This is a genomic window from Mycobacterium kyogaense, from assembly GCF_003254575.1.
Taxonomy (GTDB): domain Bacteria; phylum Actinomycetota; class Actinomycetes; order Mycobacteriales; family Mycobacteriaceae; genus Mycobacterium; species Mycobacterium kyogaense.
In genome coordinates, this window is the sequence record NZ_QJUA01000035.1 from 47007 (window position 1) to 61486 (window position 14480).

The 14480-nt window shown below is 67.7% G+C and carries 16 protein-coding genes and 1 tRNA gene; 9 read left to right on the forward strand and 8 right to left on the reverse strand.

Translation table 11 applies throughout. The features are described from left to right. The first annotated feature begins 14 nt into the window (after positions 1-14). A complete protein-coding gene (locus tag DMB80_RS21015; RefSeq protein WP_111511637.1) occupies positions 15-656 on the forward strand; it encodes a cutinase family protein in 642 nt (213 codons plus the stop codon). A gap of 15 nt (positions 657-671) precedes the next feature. Here the strand turns inward: DMB80_RS21015 and DMB80_RS21020 are convergent, their stop codons facing one another. After that, a complete protein-coding gene (locus DMB80_RS21020; protein ID WP_111511638.1) occupies positions 672-2015 on the reverse strand; it encodes a DUF1254 domain-containing protein in 1344 nt (447 codons plus the stop codon). Then, entirely contained in the window at positions 2015-2302 is a 288-nt protein-coding gene (locus DMB80_RS21025) for a hypothetical protein (RefSeq protein ID WP_240431307.1), read from the reverse strand. Before DMB80_RS21025 ends, DMB80_RS21020 begins: the two co-directional genes overlap by 1 nt. 92 nt (positions 2303-2394) lie before the next feature. On the opposite strand from DMB80_RS21025, the gene DMB80_RS21030 reads away from it, so the two are divergent. Further along, the gene (locus tag DMB80_RS21030; RefSeq protein WP_240431308.1) at positions 2395-3447 is read left to right on the forward strand and encodes an AraC family transcriptional regulator; all 1053 of its coding nucleotides are present in this window, start codon (positions 2395-2397) and stop codon (positions 3445-3447) included. On the opposite strand, the gene DMB80_RS21035 is transcribed toward DMB80_RS21030, so the two are convergent. Both DMB80_RS21035 and DMB80_RS21040 read right to left on the reverse strand, forming a co-directional pair. Then, positions 3429-3515: transfer RNA gene (locus DMB80_RS21035), tRNA-Ser, on the reverse strand. The two genes, DMB80_RS21030 and DMB80_RS21035, sit on opposite strands and share 19 nt — an antisense overlap. Before the next feature lie 10 nt (positions 3516-3525). Beyond that, the gene (locus tag DMB80_RS21040) at positions 3526-4038 is read right to left on the reverse strand and encodes a MarR family winged helix-turn-helix transcriptional regulator (RefSeq protein WP_111511640.1); all 513 of its coding nucleotides are present in this window, start codon (positions 4036-4038) and stop codon (positions 3526-3528) included. Between the two features lie 79 nt (positions 4039-4117). Here DMB80_RS21040 and DMB80_RS21045 point away from each other — a divergent pair, with 79 nt between their 5' ends. After that, positions 4118-5095, forward strand: a complete 978-nt coding sequence (locus DMB80_RS21045; protein ID WP_111511641.1) for an NAD(P)H-quinone oxidoreductase — start codon at positions 4118-4120, stop codon at positions 5093-5095. A 6-nt stretch (positions 5096-5101) separates the two neighbouring features. Here DMB80_RS21045 and DMB80_RS21050 read toward each other — a convergent pair whose 3' ends face one another. Continuing rightward, positions 5102-6298, reverse strand: a complete 1197-nt coding sequence (locus DMB80_RS21050) for a cysteine desulfurase-like protein (RefSeq protein WP_111511654.1) — start codon at positions 6296-6298, stop codon at positions 5102-5104. Positions 6299-6430: 132 nt separating this feature from the next. Here DMB80_RS21050 and DMB80_RS21055 point away from each other — a divergent pair, with 132 nt between their 5' ends. From DMB80_RS21055 to wzm, 5 genes are read left to right on the forward strand one after another with little or no spacing between them, the layout of a single operon-like run. Beyond that, positions 6431-8377, forward strand: coding sequence for a DUF6541 family protein (locus tag DMB80_RS21055; RefSeq protein WP_111511642.1), 1947 nt, complete (start codon positions 6431-6433; stop codon positions 8375-8377). A 28-nt stretch (positions 8378-8405) separates the two neighbouring features. Further along, positions 8406-8915: a bacterial proteasome activator family protein gene (locus DMB80_RS21060; protein ID WP_111511643.1), complete on the forward strand. Its 510-nt coding sequence runs from the start codon at positions 8406-8408 to the stop codon at positions 8913-8915. A 19-nt stretch (positions 8916-8934) separates the two neighbouring features. Continuing rightward, positions 8935-9732: a galactan export ABC transporter ATP-binding subunit Wzt/RfbE gene (gene wzt, locus DMB80_RS21065; protein WP_240431312.1), complete on the forward strand. Its 798-nt coding sequence runs from the start codon at positions 8935-8937 to the stop codon at positions 9730-9732. Then, positions 9725-10621 carry a galactofuranosyltransferase GlfT1 gene (glfT1, locus tag DMB80_RS21070; protein WP_111511645.1) on the forward strand — a complete coding sequence of 299 codons (897 nt, stop codon included), beginning with the start codon at positions 9725-9727 and terminating at the stop codon, positions 10619-10621. The genes wzt and glfT1 overlap by 8 nt, the downstream gene beginning before the upstream one ends. Further along, positions 10618-11448, forward strand: coding sequence for a galactan export ABC transporter permease subunit Wzm/RfbD (gene wzm / locus DMB80_RS21075; RefSeq protein WP_073683005.1), 831 nt, complete (start codon positions 10618-10620; stop codon positions 11446-11448). Before glfT1 ends, wzm begins: the two co-directional genes overlap by 4 nt. Positions 11449-11451: 3 nt before the next feature. Here wzm and DMB80_RS21080 read toward each other — a convergent pair whose 3' ends face one another. Then, positions 11452-11886 carry a pyridoxamine 5'-phosphate oxidase family protein gene (locus DMB80_RS21080; protein ID WP_111511655.1) on the reverse strand — a complete coding sequence of 145 codons (435 nt, stop codon included), beginning with the start codon at positions 11884-11886 and terminating at the stop codon, positions 11452-11454. Positions 11887-11948: 62 nt separating this feature from the next. Beyond that, a complete protein-coding gene (locus tag DMB80_RS21085; RefSeq protein ID WP_111511646.1) occupies positions 11949-12407 on the reverse strand; it encodes a carboxymuconolactone decarboxylase family protein in 459 nt (152 codons plus the stop codon). A gap of 49 nt (positions 12408-12456) precedes the next feature. Here DMB80_RS21085 and pdxR point away from each other — a divergent pair, with 49 nt between their 5' ends. Beyond that, entirely contained in the window at positions 12457-13857 is a 1401-nt protein-coding gene (gene pdxR / locus DMB80_RS21090) for a MocR-like pyridoxine biosynthesis transcription factor PdxR (RefSeq protein WP_111511647.1), read from the forward strand. Positions 13858-13926: 69 nt separating this feature from the next. On the opposite strand, the gene DMB80_RS21095 is transcribed toward pdxR, so the two are convergent. Continuing rightward, positions 13927-14226, reverse strand: a complete 300-nt coding sequence (locus DMB80_RS21095; protein WP_111511656.1) for a hypothetical protein — start codon at positions 14224-14226, stop codon at positions 13927-13929. Positions 14227-14480: the final 254 nt, after the last annotated feature.

Genomic DNA, 14480 nt, shown 5'->3' on the forward strand with positions numbered 1-14480 from the left:
AGAAACTACCGATAGTGAGTGTCTTGGCCTCTGTTGCAACCGCATGCGCCGGCATTGCGACCGGAATGGGTGCACCTGCGGCGTCAGCGCAGAGTTGCAGTGACGTCGAGGTCGTCTTCGCCCGAGGGACGACCGAGCCCGCCGGGGTGGGGTGGCTCGGCACCGCGTTCATCAATTCTGTCCGCAGCAAGGTGGGCGCCAAGACGGTGTCGACCTACGCGGTGAACTATCCCGCAAACTGGGACCTGTACTCGTCGGTGCGCGCAGGCGGGACCGACGCACTCGCCCACGTGCACGCCACCGCCGCCAACTGTCCCAACACCCGCATCGTCCTGGGTGGCTACTCCCAGGGCGCCGGTGTAGTCGATGTCCTGGCGATCGGCCAGCGCGTGGGCGTGTTCACCCCGATGCCCATCCCCGCAGAGGATGAGCCCCACGTCGCGGCACTGGCGGTGTTCGGCAATCCGATGCGCACGATGAACGGCGGCGGCCCGCTCACCGACAAGAGCCCGGTCTACGGCAGCCGGACCATCGACCAGTGCGCCACCGGCGACCAGTACTGCTACCCGGGACCCTCCACCAACACGGGGCACTACGCCTACGTCCAGAACGGCATGGTCGACCAGGCGGCGGCGTTCGTCGCCGGCCGGGTGTAGCGCCGGCGGGCGGGATCAGTTCTTCAACGCCCGCGGCGCCTTCCACGTGCTGTTCAGGGCCTCGTCCTTGGGCCAGTACAGGCGCAGGATCAACTGGAAGGGCCCCGCCGGCGCGGGAAGCCAGTTGGCCTCCAGGTCGGGGCCCGGCGATTGCTGCTGCACTGCGATGGTGATGCCGCCGTCGGGACCGGTGATCAGGTTCGGCAACATCGGCGAGTTGATCAGGTACCGGTCGATGGGGTTGGCCACCAGCAGGCTCTCCGGCATCTGGTACATGGTCAGCGACCAGAACGAGTTGACAGGCGGCAGCTCCCCTGGTGCGAACCGCAGCGTGTACGAGTCGGCCCCGGTCAGCGGCGCACCCGTCGAATCGGTAGCGATCACCGGGTACATGGCCTCGGCCGCGACGTTGCCGTAGATGCCGAGCACCGCTCCGGCCATCCGGTAGAGATAGTTGTCCCCCAACTCCGCGTGGGTGCCGAACAACTGCCCCGAGGTGACCTCGCCGGTGTTGAGCTTCTCCTTCTTGAACGTCGCCAATTCCGCCCAGGCGTCGGCCATCCCGTCCTGCACGGCCCGCAGAGTGTCCCCGCTCAGCGTCGCCGCTGTGAACTCACCCGCCGGTCCGACGCCGATCGACGCGAATCGTTGCCGCACGTCTTCCTCATCCGGCAGCACGGGCGCCGTCGTCAACACGAAGTTCAGGATCTCGAAGAACTTCGGAGAAGTCCTCTGCTCGTCGGGGGTCAGCGGTGCGATGAAGTCCATCGCGGAAACCGGTGCAGCAGGCCTGTTTTCGTGGGCCGACAGCGGTTCGACCGTGTAGCCGGCCTGGATCTTCGTGACGTTGTCGATGTCGGCGGCGTCGAACAGCTGGGTACGGTAGATGACGAGGGAGAAGTCGGTGTCCGAGCGGATGATCTCGTCGATCCCCTCCGGCTTCTCGCCGTCCCAGCTGGGACCGGCCAGGAGAAATCTGCCGCCACCGTTGCCGGTGCTGCGACTACCCACGTAGGCGTAATCGTGGGTGTAGCCATCGACGAACTGCAGGGAGAAGTAGCGTCCGGCCTCGATCGGCGGCACCGTCAGGACCAGCGGCTCGGCCCGCAGATCTGCGCCCAGCATCGTGTACGGCGTATCGGAGTTGGGCGTCTGGATCGTCGTGTCGGCAGGCGTGAAAACCCGCGCGATGCTGTGCGGCCGGTTCCAATCGCCCTTGTACTGCGGATTGGACTCGTCGACGAAGTACGAGTGCTGGATGCGGTAGTTGTCCACCATCGGCAAGCCGTACATGTAGGCCTCTTTGACGATCTGACGCACCTCCTGCGAGGTCGGCACCTCACCCACACCAGCGACCATCAGCAGGGCTGCCCAGGCGGGGTGAAGTAGGGCACTCCTTCGACGGTGTAGCAGGGGATCTCGCCGGGCACGTACGGGACGTCCGATGAGGCGATGGCCGCCGCTGCCACACCGGCTTCGATGCCGTTGGCGATGGGGGCGCCACAGCCCGAGACACCGACGAAGCGGCCGTGGACACCTGCGCAGATGTCGGCGGATGCGGTGGGGGCGTTCACGATCAGTGCAGTGGCCAGCGGCGCGGCGACGACTGTCGCGGCGGCCAGCAGTGCGGCGGTGTGTCGGTTCACGGCTTCCCTGGTTCCTCTCAGTGGCGGCTCGGACTCGACGAATACTCTGCAGCATCGGGAATCCGCCCGTCTTGACTTTGACGGACAGATTCTTGACTCTGACGGACATGCAGCTGGTGCGCGGCTCGGCACTGGTGGGGTTCGTTCCACTGATCACCACCCTGGGAGGGGACCCGGGGGCGCTACTGGCGCTGGCCGGTATCGATCCTGCGGACGCCGGCAATGACGACCGGTACGTTCCGCTGCGTAGCGCCATCGCTGCCGTCGAGAATGCGAGCACCACTCTTCACGTGTCCGACTTCGGACGACGGCTGGCGCTACGTCAGAGCATCGACATCCTCGGTCCGGTGGCGGTCGCCGCCCGCACCGCCGCCACCGTCGCCGTGGCGTTCGATGTCCTGGTCACCCACATGGATTCGCACAGCCCCGGTATCAGTGCGCGCATCACCGACGATGCCGATCCGGCCTTGCGCCGCTTCGAGTACGGCTTTCTCCTGCATCCGGCGCCCCCGCAGACTCAGGCGATCGAGCTGGCCCTCGGCCTGACCCTGCAGGTGCTGCGCCTGTTCCTGGGCGCCGCCTACCACCCGGTTGCCGTGCACCTTCCGCACCCGCCGCTCGGGACCGATGGCGACTACCGCGACTACTTCGGGTGCACGCCGCATTTCACCGCGTCCTTCGCGGGATTCACGCTGCGCGCCAACGACTTGGAGCGCCCGCTGAACCACGATCCCCTGGCACACCGACTCGCGCTCAGCTATCTGTCCGACGCCCACGGACAGCGCACCCGCGACATCGTCGACACCGTGCGAAGTATCGTGCGCCAAGTGCTGCCCAGCGGGGAACTCACCGCCACGCTGGTCGCCCGCCAGTTCGGCATACACACCAAAACACTGCAGCGCCGCCTCGTCGCGGAGGGCACCACCTTCTCGGAGCTGGTCGACGACACCCGGCGCGAGCTGGCCCACCGTCTACTCGTCGGCACCGAACTGCCCATCGCCCAGGTGTCGCGACAGCTCGGGTACGCCGAACACAGTGTGTTCACCCGCGCCTGCAAGAGGTGGTTCGACGTGACACCGACCGAACATCGCAGGCGCGCCCCGACGTCGAAACCGCTGCGCAACTGCGGTGGCGGAGGGATTTGAACCCCCGGACGGTGTTAGCCGTCTCTCGCTTTCAAGGCGAGTGCATTAGGCCGCTCTGCCACGCCACCGCGCGTCAGTCTAGACGCGGCCCACCTTCGCCGACGGTGCCCCCGACTGCAGCGCGGTACTGATCCGGCGGCAGTTCTCCCCCATCGCAGTCACCTGAGGTCGCGAGAGACGGTCCACGAAGTGCTCGCGCACCGCCGCCCCGTACGTCTGTTGCGCCGAGGACAGCGCGTCGCGGCCCTGCACCGTGATGAAAGCCAGCACCCCGCGGCCGTCGTCCGGACTCGCGCCCCGGGTCACGAGGTTCTGCTTCTCCAAGCGGTTGATCTGCCGCGTGACGCGACTCGGCAGCGACATCAACGACTCAGCCAGATCTCCCATTCGGGCCGCCCCTGCCGGCGATGCAGCCAGCAGATCGAGCAGCCGTACGTCGTTCAAGGTGAGCTTGTGCTTGTCCACCAACGCTCTGTTCATCGTGGCGTACAAGCGCAGCGCGGCGTCCAAGAAGTTCTGCCACGCACGTTGTTCTGACATGTCCAAACCCGGCGTATCGCTTGCGCTACGCCCCCCGATCATCCCCTCCATGGGCACATATTAGAGGCAGCGAGCTATAGCCATCGGGCAATGAGGACTGCAGTTTTCCCTGCGTAGTAGCGTTGCCCGAATGCTGGCTATCGTGGCGGACTCCGGCCGACTGACCTGGCAGGCAGTCCCCGATGTGGCACCCGGCCCCGGCGAGGTCCTGCTGCGGGTCGCCGCCGCAGGCGTCAACCGGGCCGACCTCCTCCAGGCAGCCGGGCACTATCCGCCCCCGCCGGGCGCGAGCGACATCATCGGTCTCGAGGTGTCCGGGGTGATCGAGGCCCTGGGCGCCGATCTCGACGATTCGCAGTGGTCGCAGGGGCAACCGGTCTGCGCTTTGCTGGCAGGCGGTGGCTACGCCGAATACGTGGCGGTCCCGGCCTCCCAGCTGCTCCCCGCACCCGAAGGGATACCGCTCCCGTACGCCGCCGGGCTACCCGAGGTCGCCTGCACCGTCTGGTCGAACATCGTGATGACCGCCGGCGTGCAGCCGGGCCAACTCCTCCTGGTGCACGGGGGTGCCAGCGGCATCGGCACCCACGCCATCCAGGTCGCCGGCGCGCTGGGCTGCCGGGTCGCCGTGACCGCCGGGTCGGCGAACAAGCTGGAGCTGTGCGCCGAACTCGGCGCCGAGATAACCATCGACTACCACACCGACGATTTCGTCGAGGTGCTGCGCGAGGCCGGCGGCGCCGACGTCATCCTCGACATCATGGGAGCGGCCTATCTGGATCGCAACATCGACGCCCTGGCCGACGACGGCCGCCTGGTGATCATCGGCATGCAGGGCGGCGTCAAGGGCGAGCTGAACATCGGCAGGCTGCTGGCCAAGCGCGGCGGCGTGTTCGCCACCGCACTGCGCGCCCGCCCTGTCGACGGGCCGGCCGGTAAGTCCGCGATCGTGACGCAGGTGCGAGACAATGTGTGGCCGATGATCGCCGACGGTCAGGTCCGGCCGGTGATCGGCGCCGAGTTCCCCATCGCAGAAGCCCAAGCGGCCCACGAACTGCTCGAATCCGGCGACGTGTCCGGGAAAGTGATTCTGCGCGTAGGCGATTAGCGAGGGTCAGCCGAGTGAGGCCAAGGCCCGCACCAGCTGATCGACCTCGGCTGCGGTGCTGTAGTGCGCCAGCCCGATCGTGACCGCACCACCCACGTCGTTGACCCCGATGACATCGAGCACGCGGGAGTTCGCGTTCGCGATCGCGAGGATGCCGTTGTCGGCGAGCCGCTGCACGACCCGCTCGGCGGGAACGTTCTCCACGGCGAAGCTCAGCACCGGGATGCGCTCCTCGGGGCTGCCGATCACGATCACCGTGGGCAGCACCCGCAGCGAGGACAGCAGGTAGTCGAAGAGGCCGTCGAGATAGCCCGAGGCGGACCTCATCGACACCGCCAGCCGCTCACGACGGCTGCCTTGGGCCGAATCCTCAAGACCGGCAAGATATTCGATGCTGGCCACCAGGCCTGCGAGGTAGCCGAACTGGTGTGATCCCAGCTCCAGACGCGCCGGGCCCGTCGCCTCAGGGTCCAGGGACACCGAACCGAACGCATCGATGAGCGACGGGTCGCGGAACACGAGCGCACCGATCGGGGGCCCACCCCAGGCCAGCGCGTTGAGCGCCACCACGTCGGCGTCGACCTCGTCGACGTCGATCAGGCGGTAGGGCGCGGCCGCGGAGTGGTCCACGACGACGAGCCCCCCGACCTCGTGGACCAGTTTGGTCACCTCGCGAAGCTCGGTGACGGTGCCCAAAGTCGTTGACGCGGAGGTCAATGCGACCAGCCGGGTGGCCCGGTTGACCAGGCCCTCCCACTGCCACGTCGGCAGCTCCCCGGATTCGATGTCGACCTCGGCCCACTTGACCTGCGCCCCGTAGCGGTTCGCCGCGCGCAGCCACGGAGCGATGTTGGCCTCGTCGTCGAGCCGAGACACCACCACCTCGTATCCGAGGCCGACACGGCCAGAGGCCGCGTCGGCGAGCGAGGTCAGCAGCACCGCGCGGTCGGCACCCAGAACGACGCCGGCAGGGTCGGCGTTGACCAGATCGGCCACCGCCTGGCGGGCCGCAGCCAGCACCGCGGCACTGCGCCGCGACGACGGGTGCGAACTCGCCACGGTCGGCATCGAGCCACGGAAAGCCGTGGACACCGCGCGGCTGACCGTATCGGGCAGCAGCATGCCGTGCTGCGCATCCAGGTGCACCCAGCCATCGCCCAACGACGGGTGCAGACCCCGCACCCGGGCGACGTCGTATGCCATGTCAGCCCACCTTAGTGCGTCCTGGGAACCTCGCCGTGCCGCCGCATCGCGGACGGTGAGCGATTGCCCGACCTCGCTCGTGCTGCCCATGCCGTGGCCGGTACGGGTCATCTGGGCAGCCATACTAGTCCAGTGAGCTTCGGGTACGGAGTGCTACTTGCGTTGGCGTTGCTGGTTGTCCCCGGGGCAATCATCGCGCGGTGCGGTGGGCTGCACTGGCCGGCTGCGGTGGCCGTCGCGCCGGCGTTGACCTACGGCGCCGTGGCCATGGCAATCGTGCCGTTCGGCGCGCTCGGGGTGCCCTGGAACGCGGGCACCGCACTGCTCACTCTCGCCGTCGTCGCCGGCGTGATCGCCGGTTTGCGGGTGCTGGCCCGACGGATCTGGGGCACCCCCCAGGGGCCCGAGAGACCTCGACCGCCGCGCGGTGCGACGCTCCTGGTCGGCGGAGGCGTCGTCCTGGGGGCGGTGCTGATCTGGGTCGCCGCCGCGCGGGGTTTGGCCAACTGGCAGTCGATTCCCAGCACCTGGGATGCGGTCTGGCACGCCAACACCATCCGGTTCATCCTCGACACCGGCCAGGCCTCCCCCACCCACATGGGCGAACTGCGCAACATCGAGACCCTCGAGGCGCTGTACTACCCCTCTGCCTTCCACGCGCTGGCCGCGGTGTTCGCCCAGGTGGCCGGTGCCGCGCCGGCGACTGCGTACACGGTGTTCTCCGTCGCGGTGTCCTGCTGGCTGTTCCCCGCGAGCGCCGCGATGTTGACGTGGCTTCTCATGCACCGCTGGGCGGCGCCGTGGCCGACGTTCGGGGCCGCGGCCACCTCGGCGGTGTTGGCCGCGTCGTTCACCGCCGTCCCGTTCGTCGAGTTCGACACCGCCTCGATTCCCAACCTCGCCGCCTACGGCATCGCCGTGCCGGTGTTCGTGCTCGTCACCACGACCCTGGCGCACCGCGACCGCATCCCGATGGCGGTGTTGGCCGTCGTCGGCCTGTTCACCGTCCACATCACCGGCGGGGTGGTCGCGGTCGTCCTGGTCGCCGCCTGGTGGCTGGTCGATGTGCTGCGCCGGCCCGTGCGCGGGCGGCTCTCCGACACCGTCACTCCCTTCGCCATCGGGGCCCCGTCGGTGGCGCTGCTGCTCCCCCAGTTCCTCGGCGTGCTGCAGCAGGCGGAGATCATCGAGGGCCACTCCTTCGTCACCCACCAGAGCAGGAAGCGCGCGCTGTTCGACGCCGTCGTGCAGCACACCCGTCATCTCAACGATTTCCCGATCCAGTGGTGGCTGATCGCACTGGCGGCGGCCGGTGGTGTCCTGATCGTCCTGCGGCGGGTGTGGTGGCCCGCCCTGGTGTGGTTGTTGCTGGTCATCTCGATCGTGCACTCGTCCGTACCGTTCGGTGGCCCGTTCGGAGCGGCCGTCGGCCAGTTCAGCGACCTCTTCTACAGCGACCCCCGCCGCCTGTCGGCGGTGATCACCCTGCTGCTGAGCGCGCTGGCCGGCATCGCTGCCACGATCGGCGCCTGCTGGCTCGCCCAGCACATCCCCGCGCTGTCGCCGCGGGTGCGGCATGCCGCGGTCGCGGTCGTGCTCACGGGGGCGGCCGTCGCATCGGCCGTGCACTATCTGCCGCGGCATGAGTTCCTGTTCGGCGAGAAGTACGACTCGGTGATCATCAACGACAAGGACATGGAGGCGTTCGCCTATCTGGCGACGCTGCCCGGTGCGCGGGACAGCCTGATCGCCAACGCCAACACCGACGGCACAGCGTGGATGTACGCCGTCGCCGGTCTGCACCCGCTGTGGACCCACTACGACTATCCGGTCCAGCAGGGTCCCGGGTATCACCGCTTCATCATCTGGGCCTACGCCGACGACGCCGACACCGATCCGCGGGTGGCCGAGGCGGTCAAGGCGCTGAACATCCGCTACGTTCTCACCAGCGCGACGGTGGTGAAGGGGTTCGTGATGCCCGACGGTCTCACGTCACTGGACAAATCACGGTCGTGGGAGAAGATCTACGACAACGGCCAGGCCCGCATCTACCAGTGGCGCGCAGCCCGACCGGAATGACGACGCGACGCTGGGGCACTCTAGGAACATGACTTCGGACAACGACGACAACATCGAGATCATCGGCGACGGCACGTCCGACACCGAGCAGGGCTCCGAGGGCAAATCGCTGTCCGATCTGGTCGAGCAGCCCGCCAAGGTCATGCGGATCGGCACGATGATCAAGCAGCTCCTCGAGGAGGTCCGCGCCGCTCCGCTCGACGAGGCCAGCCGCGGCCGACTGCGCGACATCCACCGCACCAGCATCAGCGAGCTGGAGGACGGTCTCGCGCCGGAGCTGCGCGCCGAACTCGAGCGGCTCACGCTGCCGTTCACCGAGGACGCGGTGCCGTCGGATTCCGAGCTCCGCATCGCCCAGGCACAGCTGGTGGGTTGGCTGGAAGGCCTGTTCCACGGCATCCAGACCGCGCTCTTCGCTCAGCAGATGGCCGCCCGGCAGCAGCTCGAGCAGATGCGCCAGGGTGCGTTGCCGCCCGGCGTGAGCATTCCAGCGCAGCGCGGCGGGCCCGGGCATCCCGGCACCGGGCAGTACCTGTGAGACGTCGGTGAGCAGTCCCCTGTCGTCGGAACCGTTCATCGAGACGCGCAACGCGTGGGTGGAGTTTCCGATCTTCGACGCCAAGACGCGGTCGCTGAAGAAGGCTTTCCTCGGCAAGGCCGGCGGTGCGATCGGACGCAACGAGTCCAACGTCGTCGTCATCGAGGCGCTGCGCGACATCACGATGTCGCTGAAGATGGGTGACCGGGTCGGTCTGGTCGGCCACAACGGTGCGGGCAAATCGACGCTGCTGCGCCTGCTCTCCGGCATCTACGAGCCGACGCGCGGGGTGGCGACGGTGCGGGGCCGGGTGGCGCCGGTGTTCGACCTGGGTGTCGGCATGGACCCCGAGATCTCCGGCTTCGAGAACATCATCATCCGGGGGCTCTTCCTCGGACAGACGCGCAAGCAGATGCTCGCCAAGGTCGACGAGATCGCCGAGTTCACCGAACTGGGCGACTACCTGTCGATGCCGCTGCGGACGTACTCGACCGGCATGCGTGTGCGGTTGGCGATGGGCGTGGTGACGAGCATCGATCCCGAGATCCTGCTCCTCGACGAGGGCATCGGCGCCGTCGACGCCGACTTCTTGAAGAAGGCGCAGACCCGGCTGGCCGACCTGGTGGCGCGGTCCGGAATCCTGGTGTTCGCCAGCCATTCCAACGAATTCCTGGCCCGGTTGTGCAACACCGCGATGTGGATCGACCACGGCACCGTGAAGATGGAGGGCGGCATCGAGGACGTCGTCCGCGCCTACGAGGGCGAGGACGCCGCCCGCCATGTGCGGGAGGTCCTCGAGGAGACCGCGCGTGGCTGAGACCGTGTGCGCCGTCGTCGTCACCCATCGGCGGCCCGACGAACTCGCGAAGTCCCTCGACATCGTGACGGCACAGAGCCGGCGCCCCGACCACCTGATCGTCATCGACAACGATGCCGACGATCGGGTCCGCGACATCGTTGCCGGACAACCGATTCCGACCACCTACCTGGGCTCGCAGCGCAACCTCGGTGGCGCAGGCGGATTCGCGCTCGGCATGCTGCACGCGCTCGCGCTCGGCGCGGACTGGGTGTGGCTGGCCGACGACGACGGCCGCCCCCAGGACAGTGAGGTGCTGGGGACCCTGCTGCGGTGCGCCGAGCGGCACGGGCTGGCCGAGGTGTCGCCGATGGTGTGCAACCTCGAGCAGCCCGAACGGCTGGCCTTCCCGCTGCGCCGCGGCCTGGCGTGGCGGCGGCTGGCCGGTGAATTGCGCACCGACGGCAGCGGCGACCTGCTGCCCGGCATCGCCTCGCTGTTCAACGGCGCACTGTTCCGCGCATCGACGATCGAGGCGGTGGGCGTGCCGGATCTGCGCTTGTTCATCCGCGGCGACGAGACCGAGGTGCACCGACGGTTGATCCGCACGGGCCTGCCGTTCGGCACCTGCCTGGACGCGGTCTATCTGCACCCCTGCGGCACAGACGAATTCAAGCCAATTCTGGGCGGCCGGATGCACACCCAGTACCCCGACAACGAGGCCAAGAGGTTCTACACCTACCGCAACCGCGGCTACCTGCAGTCGCAACCGGGCATGCGCAAGCTCGTCGCGCAGGAGTGGCTGCGCTTCGGCTGGTACTTCCTGGTGTCGACGCGCGACCCCCGGGGATTCGCCGAGTGGATTCGGTTGCGGCGGTTGGGACGACGAGAGAGGTTCACCCGCCGATGACGTTCACCGATGCCGCGGCGCAGTCTCGGACCTTCGGCCGGGCGTGGGCCGACCTGGTCGGCGGCTTCGGCAAGCGCGAACTGTGGTTCCACCTGGGCTGGCAGGACATCAAGCAGCGCTACCGGCGTTCGGTGCTCGGACCGTTCTGGATCACGATCGCAACCGGGACGACCGCCGTCGCGATGGGCGCGCTATACTCGAAGCTGTTCAAACTCGAACTGTCCGAACACCTTCCCTACGTGACGCTCGGGCTGATCATCTGGAACCTGATCAACGCCTCGATCCTCGAGGGCGCCGAGGTGTTCATCGCCAACGAGGGTCTGATCAAACAGCTACCGACGCCGCTGTCGGTGCACGTCTACCGCCTGGTGTGGCGGCAGATGATCCTCTTCGCGCACAACATCATCATCTTCGTGATCATCGCGATCATCTATCCGAAGCCGTGGACGTGGACCGACCTCGCCGTCATCCCGGCGCTGGGTCTCATTGCGCTGAACTGTGTCTGGGTGTCCCTGTGCTTCGGCATCCTCGCGACCCGCTACCGGGACATCAGCCCGCTGCTGAACAGCCTGGTGCAGCTGCTGTTCTTCATGACGCCGATCATCTGGAACGAGTCCACGCTCGAAGCCCAGGGGGCCGGGCACTGGGCCAAGATCGTCGAACTCAACCCGCTGTTGCACTACCTCGACATCGTGCGCGCACCGCTGCTGGGCGCGGACCAGGAGCTGCGGCACTGGGTCGTCGTGCTGGTGCTGACCGCGCTCGGCTGGCTGTTCGCCGCGCTGGCGATGCGCCAGTACCGCGCGCGGGTGCCGTACTGGGTGTGACGCTCAGCTGACCATCGCGGTCTGATCCGGCTCCGGGCCGAAGACGAACCGGCGCCCGGTCAACGTGTGCGGGGTGATCCGCACGTAGCGCAACTTGCGGGTCGCGACCCACGGATACAGGCCGGCGCTGTCAGCTTCGGCGATCTCGGCGGAAGTGCTGAGAAGCTTGGCTGTTCCGCGAACCACGACGCTCCACCCCTCGACGACGTTGTGGTCATCCGCCTCGAACACGACGTTCTCGTTGAGAACGGCGGTCAACAGCTTCGTGCCCTCGGCGGTGCGGAACAGCAGGGTCTTGTGCTGGACGACGTAGTTGACGGGAAAGATCTCGGTCCAGCCGCCGACGGTGGTCACCAACCTGCCGAGCGTGAGTCCCGACAGCAGCTGCCAACTCTGCGACTCGGACAGCTCGGTCACCGGGGTGGTTGTCGCATCCATGCCGCTCATGCTCGTCGGAGGCGCCGCCGGCGCGTAGGGTCCAACGGCACTTCTTATGCGGTTCAGCGACGGGGCGGCGGGGTCTGCACGGCGGCGTTGATCCGGTTCCAGGCGTTGATCGTGACGGCCATGGCGATGACCTGGCCGAGTTCACGTTGGGTGAAGGCATCCGCGGCGACGGCGTAGACGTCCTCGGGGACGCCGTGATCGCCGAGCACAGTGAGGGATTCGGTGAGTGCGAGCGCGGCCTGTTCGCGCGCGGTGAAGAGATCGCCGGCCTCGGTCCACGCGGCGAGCACGTCGATCTTCTGGTCGCTCACCCCGAGCTTGCGCGCATCGCGGGTGTGCATGTCGAGGCAGAACGCGCACCGGTTCATCTGCGAGGCACGGATTTTGATCAGCTCGCCCAGTTCCGGTTCGACGTCCTTGGCGGCCGCGGTGGACAGGGCCATCATCGCCTCGTACAGCTCGGGAGAGCTCTTGTAGATCGGGAATCTCGCGCCGGTCAGTGTGTGTGTCATGCCTTCGACGCTAGGCGTGAAAAGCCCGCCTCGGTGGTCTAATCAAGCCATGGTTTCTTGGGCCAATTCGGGAGCGCGTGATCTGTACCTCGAACTACGGGACGCGCTGACGCCAGGTGCACGGGGAGCCAAAGACACGGTGATGGCGGCGCTGCGGGACGCGGCGCGGTCCGGCCGGCTGCCGCCCGGCACCATGCTGCCGGCGTCGCGCACCTTGGCCGCCGACCTCGGCCTGGCGCGCAACACCGTCGCTGACGCCTATGCCGAGCTCGTCGCCGAGGGGTGGTTCGCGTCTCGCCAGGGCGCAGGCACCTGGGTGCTGAACACGGCTGCGCCGCCCACCGGTGTCCGGCCCCGCGGCCGCTCGGTGACGCCGGTGCACAACCTCATGCCCGGGTCGCCGGATGTGTCCGAGTTCCCCCGCAGTCAATGGATCGCCTGCACGCGTCGCGCGCTCACCGCCGCGCCGAACGAGGCACTCCACATGGGCGATCCGCGCGGACGGGTCGAATTACGTTCTGCCTTGGCCGATTACCTCGCCCGGGCGCGCGGCGTCCGAACCTCACCCGAATCGATCGTGATCTGCGCCGGGGTTCGTCAGGGGGTGGAGTTGCTGACCCGCGTGCTGGGTGGGCCGATGGCGGTCGAGGCCTACGGGCTGCACCTGTTCCGCGACGCGATCACGGCGGCGGGCGGGTCGACGGTGCCGATCGGGGTCGACGAGCACGGCGCCGTCGTCGACGAACTGAAGGGACTCGACGTAGCAGGGGTGCTCCTGACGCCGGCGCACCACAATCCGCTCGGGATGCCGTTACACCCCGCCCGACGGGCGGCGGTGGTCGAATGGGCCCGTCGCACATCCCGTGTCGTCCTCGACGACGACTACGACGGAGAGTTCCGCTTCGACCGCCAACCCGTCGGCGCGCTGCAGGCGCTGGACCCCGGACGCGTCGTCTATCTCGGCTCCGTCAGCAAGAGCCTGTCCCCGGCCTTGCGGCTGGGGTGGCTCGCCCTGCCTGAGACGCTGGTCGATCCGGTGGTCGAAGCAGCTGGCGGACAACAGTTCTCCGTCGACGTGATCAATCAGCTCACCCTTGCCGAGTTCGTGGCGCGCGGGTACTACGACCGCCACATCCGACGCATGCGGGGGCGATACCGGCGCCGCAGGGACGCTCTCGTGCACGCCTTGGCGCCGTTCGACGTGGGCACGGTCGGGTTGGCGGCCGGGCTCAACCTGCTCGTGACCCTTCCCGATGGCACCGAGGCCGAGGTGATGCGTCGCGCCGGCGAGGCCGGCATCGCACTGACCGGGCTGTCGATCCTGCGTCATCCCGACGCCATGACCGATGAGCGCGACGGCATCGTCGTCGGTTACGCCGCACCACCGGAACATGCCTTTGGATCGGCAGTTTCGGCATTGTGCGAGGTGTTGGCCGCCAGTCGGTTGTAGCTCGGACATGACGAAGGGCGCCCCTTGTGGGGGCGCCCTTCGCACTTTCCGAGGGGGGATCTCGGAGGACTACTTGATCGTGACGTAGACCGTCTGGTTGATGGTCGAGCGGTTCGAATCGCCGTTGGAGGTACCGAACGGCTCGGCACCGCGCTGGATGGGCCCGCGCGTCACGGAGACGACCGACGCCTGATCCAGCGGCGCACTGGACTGGCGGGTCACGACGACCCGGTTGCCCTGCGCCTCGAGCTCGCTGATGGTCTGCTCGGCGTCGCCTCCGGTCGGGGCGGCGTATGCAGGGGCGGCCAAGCCCAGGACTCCGGCGGTCAGGGCGGCGGCGGCGGCTGTGGTGATGGAGATCTTCTTCATTGTCTTGCCCTCTTCTGGTTTCCGATCGTGGTGATCTGATATCTGGAACCCGCCGGTGCCGCAGAACATTTCGGGTGGCAGAAATTTGATCATCGGTGGCAGAAACACATGACTGAAACTTGTCGGGTGTGATGTCTCAGGACATCGGTGACAGTTCTGCATCAGGACTTCGGTGACAGTTGATGTGTCAGGACTTCGGTGACGGTCTGTCGGTTTTGGGGCGTGGGCCCCGTGGTCGACCGTTGCCGACGTAT